The 8,302-nt window shown below is 59.2% G+C and carries 7 protein-coding genes; 4 read left to right on the top strand and 3 right to left on the bottom strand.

Going from position 1 to position 8,302, the window contains the following annotated elements; all coding sequences use genetic code 11:
* A partial coding sequence (locus EOA22_RS17575; protein ID WP_164755585.1) for a DUF4142 domain-containing protein occupies positions 1-515 on the top strand: 515 nt, incomplete at its 5' end.
* Between the two features lie 162 nt (positions 516-677).
* Here EOA22_RS17575 and EOA22_RS17570 read toward each other — a convergent pair.
* Positions 678-998: a DUF1476 domain-containing protein gene (locus EOA22_RS17570; RefSeq protein WP_063168796.1), complete on the bottom strand. Its 321-nt coding sequence runs from the start codon at positions 996-998 to the stop codon at positions 678-680.
* Positions 999-1,210: 212 nt separating this feature from the next.
* On the opposite strand from EOA22_RS17570, the gene EOA22_RS17565 reads away from it, so the two are divergent.
* The 3 genes from EOA22_RS17565 (at position 1,211) to EOA22_RS17555 (ending at position 2,663) form a co-directional block, all read left to right on the top strand.
* A complete protein-coding gene (locus tag EOA22_RS17565; protein WP_063168795.1) occupies positions 1,211-1,594 on the top strand; it encodes a DUF6152 family protein in 384 nt (127 codons plus the stop codon).
* Positions 1,595-2,050 (top strand): hypothetical protein, encoded by a 456-nt coding sequence (locus EOA22_RS17560; protein WP_063168794.1) that lies wholly within the window; start codon positions 1,595-1,597, stop codon positions 2,048-2,050.
* Positions 2,051-2,270: 220 nt separating this feature from the next.
* On the top strand, positions 2,271-2,663 hold the full coding sequence (locus EOA22_RS17555) for a RidA family protein (RefSeq protein WP_027039300.1): 393 nt from the start codon (positions 2,271-2,273) through the stop codon (positions 2,661-2,663).
* 38 nt (positions 2,664-2,701) lie between these two features.
* Here the strand turns inward: EOA22_RS17555 and EOA22_RS17550 are convergent, their stop codons facing one another.
* Both EOA22_RS17550 and carB read right to left on the bottom strand, forming a co-directional pair.
* Positions 2,702-4,489: an AIPR family protein gene (locus tag EOA22_RS17550; RefSeq protein ID WP_063168793.1), complete on the bottom strand. Its 1,788-nt coding sequence runs from the start codon at positions 4,487-4,489 to the stop codon at positions 2,702-2,704.
* A 179-nt stretch (positions 4,490-4,668) separates the two neighbouring features.
* A complete protein-coding gene (gene carB, locus EOA22_RS17545) occupies positions 4,669-8,175 on the bottom strand; it encodes a carbamoyl-phosphate synthase large subunit (protein WP_127390114.1) in 3,507 nt (1,168 codons plus the stop codon).
* Positions 8,176-8,302 lie beyond the last annotated feature (127 nt).

Raw genomic sequence — 8,302 nt, 5'->3', positions numbered from 1 at the left:
CCGCCACCCCCTCCTTCGCCCTGTCGAACACGACCGCCACGACCACGCCGCTCGCCGCCACGACGAAGGTCGACACTTCGACCTTCATCAAGACGGTGCCGAGCGCCAATGAGTTCGAGATCCAGTCCAGCAAGCTCGCCGAGCAACAGGCGACCGACGCCGACGTCAAGGCGTTCGCCAAACAGATGATCGCCGATCACACCAAGGCCGGCGAGGAATTCAAGGCGGCGCTTGCCCAGGGCCAGACAACCTCGGCCACCGCACCGTCCGGTCCGGCCCTGCAGCCCAAGGAGCAGAAGATGCTCGATGAGCTGAAGAGCGCCAGCGGCGATCAATTCCAGGCCAAATACATCGAGATGCAGACCAACGCTCATAAGGAAGCCGTCGCGCTGTTCAGCGGCTATGCGAAATCCGGCGACGACCCGGCAATGAAGGAATTCGCCAAGAAAACCCTGCCGACGCTGCAGATGCACGAAAAACACGTGAAGGAACTGGCCGCCGCGCATCAGGGGTGAGGGCGGTTCACTATGGCGCCCCCCTCTGTCCTGCCCGGCAGGACAGAGGGGGGCGCCGTAGAGCGCTACGATGGAAGCCAGCCCGCTTGGCCAACCAACACCACAATATGGCCCTGTGCCTTAAGCACGGCACGCCCTATACCGATCAAGGCTGAGCGGCGCTCAGGTCGACCTGATCTGCTCGACCGCGGTCACCAGCAGCTCTTCCATGGCGGTGCGTATCTGGCCATCCGACTGGGCGATGCCCGCCGCGTCGAAGTCGGCGCGGACCTTGCGGAACACATCGTTGTCGCCTGCCTCTTCGAAATCCGCGTGCACGACCTCCTTGGCATAGGCGTCGGCGTCAGCACCGGATTTGCCGAGCTTTTCGGCGGCCCACAGGCCGAGCAGCTTGTTGCGGCGCGCCATGGCCCTGAACTTCGTTTCCTCGTCCATCGCAAACTTCTTTTCGAAGCCTTCCTGACGGTCTCTCATGCTGCTCATGGTTCGCCTCGTTTCCGATGGGAGTCCGATCTTCAGCCCAGGGGAAGAACGGCCAGGAAAGAGAGAGTGGCGCGCATGGGTGTCATTAACAAGGCGTCATGCCGGCGATTGGGCGGGCGCTTGGCGGTCCAGTCTTTCGCTCGATATGATTTGACGTTGCCGCGCCGTGTCCTACTCTCAAGTGCCTGCGGGATGAACCGAGGAGACGAGCGATGCAGTTCAAGGCAATTCGCAGCGTCGCGCTGACGGCGGCCGTGATGCTTGCCGCCGGCACCGCGGCCTATGCCCATCACGGCTGGTCGTGGACACAGGATGGGTTTTTCGAACTCAAGGGCAAGATCACGGCCATCTATATCGGCAATCCGCACGCCACGCTGGATGTCGACGCGGAGGGTGAGGCCTGGCGGGTGGAGATGGCGCCGCCATCACGCACGATCGCCGCCGGCTTCACGGAGGAGGTGGCCAAGGTCGGCGACGAGGTGACCGCGATCGGCAACCGCTCGCTCGAGGCGACCGAAAAGCGCATGAAAGCGGTGCGCGTCATCGTCAACGGCAAGACATATGATGTCTATCCCGACCGCGTGCCGCCGGCGTAAATGGCCGAGTTCCTCGCCGGCATTGAGCATCTTGCGTTGGCGCGGTGGCTGAAGGCTTCCTTCGTCGCCTATCCCATAGTCAATGCGCTCCACATCATGTCGATCGGCGCGCTGTTGACCAGCGTCGTTCTCATGGACCTCAGGATCTGCGGCGCTTTCCGTTCGCTGCCGCAAGCCGCATTCGTCGCGCTGCTGCGCCGCATTGCATTAAGTGCATTCGCGGGTGCGCTCGTCACAGGCTCGCTGCTGTTTTCGGTCAAGGCGAGCACCTATGCGGCGATGCCGGTTTTCCTCGCCAAGATGGCACTCATCCTTCTCGCCGGCGTCAATTTTTTCACCTTCCTGCGCTTCGCCAGAGGTGGTGACGATCTGGCCGGCAGCACCATCCTGGCTGTGCTCTCGATACTGCTGTGGACGTCCGTGCTTTTCGCCGGACGGTTCATCGGATTTCTCTAGCGCCGCATCTTCCTTCTCCCCCTGTGGGAGAAGGTGTCGCCGAAGGCGACGGATGAGGGGTGTTCCAGGGAACGCCGACGTCTCACTCCGCTGGAACACCCCTCATCCGTCTCGGCGCTATCGCGCCGATCCACCTTCTCCCACAAGGGGAGAAGGGAAGAACGGCGCTGGCGTTCCGCCCGTGCCGGGATAAGCTCCCTGCAACTCAGGGAGAACTGCCATGAAAAAAGAAATCATCGAAGTGCCGGTCATGTCCGCCAAGGTGCGGGCGCTCGGCCTTCCCTGCTCGACAGCGGTCAAGGCCAACGGCTTCGTGTTCATCTCGGCGACGCCGCCGGTGGATATGGTGACCGGCGAGATGGTGCGCGGCGACATCGAGGTGCAGACCGAGGCGTCGCTGAAGGCGCTGAAACATTGCCTGGAAGCGGCCGGCACTTCGCTCGACAATGTGGTGATGGTGCGTATCTACGCCGTCAATTCCGGCTTCTACAACGCCATCAACCGTGTTTATGCCAGGTATTTCAGCGTCAATCCGCCGGCGCGGAGTTTTGTGCCGGTGGCGTCGTGGCCGATGGAGTTCGATATCGAGATCGAGTGTGTGGCGGTGGCGTGATGAGAGTATAGGAACGAGCATGACGACTCGCCAGCCTCTTATGAAACGTAGTTTTTCACCTCAGGAATGTCTTGGGTCAGGATCATCTCTCTAAATTCGTTAGAAACCGACTCTGATCGGATGGCGTCCCGAACCCTCTCCTGGGACTGCGTCCCAAACTGCTTAAGTTTGTCGTCTAATATCGCTGAGCTTCTATAAACCACCGCCTTGAGCGCCTCTTCATTCTTGCTCAATGCAATAATATTCTGCGCTACTTTTTCTATTTCCGATTTTTTCATGGAAAAGACGTCTCTGCCTCGGGTCACAATTAAACCGACGGCACATATGATATAAAATCGGAACGTCTTATATTTATTATCTATACGCTGGTTTCTCCAGAGGAACTCAATTCGGTAGTAGAGATAACAGCAGGCATGATAGATCCTAACATCATGATCATCCTTAAATATCTTGCTATCATACTCCGACATGATTCCCCGATAGTCGCGAGCTGCACGATTGGGCTGGAAGAAAATCGCGGCAGCCAGGGCCTTCATCATCGAAGATGGCTGAATTATCCTAACGCGCTCGACCTGCTGGCCACGATATTGGTTTTCGCGCCGTTCAAGATATATGATCTCTTCCGGCTCAACCGATCTGGCGTATTCTTCGAGGCTCTTTAAAAATGGCCTCAGCGCCCAGAATTGTTCTTCCTTCACCGGGTTCTGCCTATTCGTTCCAATAATGATCGATGCGACGAAGTCATCGTTCTTCGACCCAATCAGGCGGAATGGCACTGCAATATGGTCAATTAGATTTAGATCTTCAGCTGCCCCTTTGCTTTCCCCAAAGATCAATTCGTATATAATATTGCTCGTTTGACACCCATTTACTATTTGATAGTCCTCAAGATGGAATCGATCTCCAGTGCGGTCTATACTTTTCGACACAACTGTAACGCCGTTATTCCTAAAAGCAAAATCATCACCACCGCTCTCAAGTACTGAGACCTTTATTTCTTGGTTAATCTTAGATCTTTGATCGTAGTCTCTAATATTGTCAACGAAAACCGATTTATTGATGCCGATTGCGTTAAATTTATCGTCAAACAAAGTAAATAGCTTAACTAGTTGTTTGGCCTCGAGATATCCAACGTATGCCTCGTCCACATTCTTATTTTTTGGCATAACGACTGCTTTTGTAAATTCAATTTCTGCTTCGACAGATGTTGTGGCGGCTCGGTACCATTGTTGTAGCTGAAGAGCTCCAACGATACTTACGTCAAGGTTGTCTCTGTCAAACATGTTTTTTTCAGACATTTGACGAGTGAATGTATTCTTCAAAGACTCAATGCGCCGAGGTTCCTCGTAATTTCCGGTTGCGATGTAGAACGCTTTTAGCGAAGGATTTTTCTTTCCAACTACACCTTCATATACCGCGAGCATCGCCTCGGTTAAGTCCGACAATTGGGGGCTTTCATCTCGCAAATCGCCATCAAAAAAGCTGGTTATAGCATCGAAAAATTTGGAAATGTCACCGTAGTCGTAACTTGGGCTAGTTTTCGACTGAAAGAAAACAAACTCAATCGATGGATTTTTGATCGCGGCGAGCTTATCTTCTGCTTCGATCCGTGTTTTTACTACTTCCCCTTGTATTAATATTGCGACTCCGTCGAGACCGAACTCCGTGCCTGTCAAATGGACATCGTTGGCATCTGCGGACTCGGCCAACAGACCGATTAGAGTCGCAAATATCGAGTAAATTTCGAATTGATCACTAAGACTTGCCGACTCGATGCTCGTGGATTTTGCGTAATCCTTGACTTGAGCGCGAATTACTGGATTCATTTTTTGGTCCCCCCGCCTTTTGGCTGTTAGCGTACGTGACGTCTCGGGGGCTGTCTACTGTATCCGACCCTTTACTAACCGTCGGAGTGCACTATTTTAGATGCTGGTATAATCCGGATATCATTTGGCTGCGGCGAGCAATTTGAAAGCGAGAACTGCCGACAGCAGTTCACCAATCCTTACGCAAAATACTCCTGCAGCGGCCTGACCTCGAGGCTCCCCGCCTTCAGTGCCGCAATCGCTTCCGCCACCGCAGCCGCGCCCGATAGCGTCGTATAATACGGCACCTTCTGCATCAGCGTCGCCCGCCGCAGCGACTTCGAGTCCGACACTGCCTTCTGGCCGTCCGTGGTGTTGAAGACGATCTGCACCTGGCGGTTGCGGATGGCGTCTTCGATGTGGGGGCGGCCTTCCAGCTCTTTGTTGATCTTCTGGGCGTCGACGCCGTTTTCGGCGAGGAAGCGGGCGGTGCCTGAGGTGGCCAGCACCTTGAAGCCGAGGCCGGCCAGGCGCTTCACCGCCGGCAGGATGCCTTTCTTGTCCTCGTCGCGCACCGAGACGAACAGCGTGCCGGAGCGCGGCAGGTCGACGCCGGCGCCGAGCTGGCTCTTGGCGAAGGCCAGCGCGAAATCGCGGTCGAGGCCCATGACCTCGCCGGTCGAGCGCATTTCCGGGCCGAGCAATATGTCGACGCCGGGGAAGCGGGCGAAGGGGAACACGGCTTCCTTGACCGCGATGTGGCCGGGGTTCCTGGGGTCGGGCATGGCGCCGTAATGGGCGAAGGCGTCTTCCAACTTCTCGCCGGCCATGATGCGGGCGGCAATCTTGGCAATTGGCCGGCCGATGGTCTTGGCGACGAAGGGCACGGTGCGCGATGCGCGCGGGTTGACCTCCAGCACATAGACCGTGCCGTCCTTGATCGCATACTGCACGTTCATCAGCCCGCCGACATTGAGCGCGCGGGCAAGGGCTGCCGTCTGGCGCTCCAGTTCGTCGACCAGTTCGGAAGGCAGCGAGTGCACCGGCAGCGAGCAGGCACTGTCGCCCGAATGGATGCCGGCCTCCTCGATGTGTTCCAGAATGCCGGAGACGAAGGTCGCCTTGCCGTCGCAGAGGCAGTCGACATCGACCTCGATGGCGCCGGAGAGATAGGTGTCGAACAGCAGCGGGTTTTTGCCCAGCAGCGTGTTGATCTGGCCGGTCTTGTCGTTGGGGTATTTCTGCTTGATGTCCTCCGGCACCAGGCCGGGCACGGTGTCGAGCAGGTAGGTCTGCAGCATGCCCTCGTCATGGATGATCTGCATGGCGCGGCCGCCGAGCACATAGGACGGGCGCACCACCAGCGGGAAGCCGAGCTCGCCGGCGACCAGGCGGGCCTGCTCGACCGAATAGGCGATGCCGTTCTTCGGCTGGCTCAGGTTGAGCTTGTGCAGCAGCTTCTGGAAGCGGTCGCGGTCTTCGGCGAGATCGATCATGTCGGGCGAGGTGCCGAGGATGGGGATGCCGGCCTTCTCCAGCGCATCCGCCAGCTTCAGCGGCGTCTGGCCGCCGAACTGGACGATGACGCCGACCAGCTCGCCCGAGGCCTGCTCGGCGCGCAGGATCTCCAGCACGTCTTCGGCCGTCAGCGGCTCGAAATAGAGCCGGTCCGAGGTGTCGTAGTCGGTCGAGACCGTCTCCGGGTTACAGTTGATCATGATCGCTTCATAGCCGGCGTCGCGCAGCGCGAAGGCGGCGTGGCAGCAGCAATAGTCGAACTCGATGCCCTGGCCGATGCGGTTCGGCCCGCCGCCGAGGATGACGACCTTCTTGCGCGACGAGACCTGCGCCTCGTTGGCCAGCGCGCCGGCGAACGGCACTTCATAGGTCGAGTACATGTAGGCGGTGGGCGAGGCGAACTCGGCCGCACAAGTGTCGATGCGTTTATAAACAGGATGAACGTCGAGCTTTTCGCGAGCTTTCTGAATCACTTCGGCGTCGGTCTTCGTCAGCGACGCGAGGCGGGCATCGGAGAAACCCATGGCCTTCAGCATGCGCAGGTTGACGGCATCCTCGGGAATGCCGTGCTCGCGGATGCGGGCTTCCATGGCGACGATGCCGGCGATCTGTTCGAGGAACCACGGGTCGATCTTGCACATGGCGTGCACGTCCTCCAACGAGGTGCCCATGCGGATCGCCTGCGCCACCATGCGCAGCCGATCGGGCGTCGGCGTGCCGAGCGCTGCGCGGATGGCGTTGCGGTCGTCGGCATGGTTGGCGGAACCGAGGCCCCCATGGCTGAGACCGGGAATCTCGATCTCGTCCAGACCAGTCAGGCCGGTTTCAAGTCCACGCAGCGCCTTCTGCAGCGATTCCTGGAAGGTGCGGCCGATGGCCATGACTTCGCCGACCGACTTCATGGCGGTGGTCAGCACCGGCTCGGCGCCGGGGAATTTCTCGAAGGCAAAGCGCGGGATCTTCGTGACGACGTAGTCGATGCTCGGTTCGAACGAGGCTGGCGTCGCGCCGCCGGTGATGTCGTTCTCCAGCTCGTCCAGCGTGTAGCCGACGGCGAGTTTTGCCGCGATCTTGGCGATCGGGAAGCCGGTCGCCTTGGAGGCAAGTGCCGACGAGCGCGAGACGCGCGGGTTCATCTCGATCACCACCAGGCGGCCATCGGCCGGGTTGACGGCGAACTGCACGTTGGAACCGCCGGTCTCGACGCCGATCTCGCGCAGCACGGCGATCGAGGCGTTGCGCATCATCTGGTATTCTTTGTCGGTCAGCGTCAGCGCCGGGGCGACGGTGATCGAATCGCCCGTATGCACGCCCATCGGGTCGATGTTCTCGATCGAGCAGACGATGATGCAATTGTCCGCTCTGTCGCGGACGACCTCCATCTCATACTCCTTCCAGCCGAGCACGCTCTCCTCGATCAGCACTTCGGTGGTCGGCGAGGCGTCGAGGCCGGACTGGACGATCTCGTAGAATTCGGCGCGGTTGTAGGCGATGCCGCCGCCGGTGCCGCCCATGGTGAAGGACGGGCGGATGATGGCCGGCAGGCCGACATGGTCGAGCGCCTGGGCGGCGATCGCCATGCCATGGCTGATATAGCGCTGCTTGCGGTCGCCTTCGCCGAGGTTCCAGCGGGTTTCCAGCGCATCGAGCGCGGCGTCGAGATCGGCCGGCTTCTCGGCCTTGAGCGCCGCGCGCTCGGCCTCATGCGTCTTGCGGTCGGTGTTCTTGACGTCGGTGGCGTTGGCCAGCATCGACTTCGGCGTTTCCAGGCCGATCTTCTTCATCGCCTCGCGAAACAGCGCGCGGTCCTCGGCCTTGTCGATGGCGGTAGCGTCGGCGCCGATCATCTCGACATTGTAGCGCTCGAGCACGCCCATGCGGCGCAGCGACAGAGCGGTGTTGAGCGCGGTCTGGCCGCCCATGGTCGGCAGCAGCGCGTCGGGCCGCTCCTTGGCGATGATCTTGGCCACCACTTCAGGCGTGATCGGCTCGATATAGGTGGCGTCGGCCAGTTCCGGGTCGGTCATGATGGTGGCCGGGTTGGAATTGACCAGGATGACGCGGAAGCCTTCCTCCTTCAGCGCCTTGCAGGCCTGCGTGCCGGAATAGTCGAACTCGCAGGCCTGGCCGATGACGATGGGGCCGGCCCCGATGATCAGGATCGACTTGATGTCAGTGCGTCTTGGCATGTCAAAGGTCCGTTCGGCGGGCGGCTTGCACAAAAAACCGGGACGGGAAGACCCGGCCGGTTGTGCTCGCGATTCTGGTATCAGGCTAGGAGGGCCTTATAGGGAAGAGTTTTGACTGATGTAACCC

Origin of the sequence: Mesorhizobium sp. M7A.F.Ca.US.014.04.1.1, assembly GCF_003998745.1 — a bacterium.
GTDB lineage: Bacteria > Pseudomonadota > Alphaproteobacteria > Rhizobiales > Rhizobiaceae > Mesorhizobium > Mesorhizobium ciceri.
The sequence above is the reverse complement of the archived record's forward strand: the minus strand, read 5'-3'. Positions and strand labels throughout refer to the sequence as shown.

What these genes read in the sequence shown, in the direction of transcription:
- EOA22_RS17570 (WP_063168796.1), bottom strand. Translation starts at nt 998, where the DNA reads ATGAGCAGCATGAGAGACCGTCAGGAAGGCTTCGAAAAGAAGTTTGCG.
- EOA22_RS17565 (WP_063168795.1), top strand. Translation starts at nt 1,211, where the DNA reads ATGCAGTTCAAGGCAATTCGCAGCGTCGCGCTGACGGCGGCCGTGATG.
- EOA22_RS17560 (WP_063168794.1), top strand. Translation starts at nt 1,595, where the DNA reads ATGGCCGAGTTCCTCGCCGGCATTGAGCATCTTGCGTTGGCGCGGTGG.
- EOA22_RS17555 (WP_027039300.1), top strand. Translation starts at nt 2,271, where the DNA reads ATGAAAAAAGAAATCATCGAAGTGCCGGTCATGTCCGCCAAGGTGCGG.
- EOA22_RS17550 (WP_063168793.1), bottom strand. Translation starts at nt 4,489, where the DNA reads ATGAATCCAGTAATTCGCGCTCAAGTCAAGGATTACGCAAAATCCACG.
- carB (WP_127390114.1), bottom strand. Translation starts at nt 8,175, where the DNA reads ATGCCAAGACGCACTGACATCAAGTCGATCCTGATCATCGGGGCCGGC.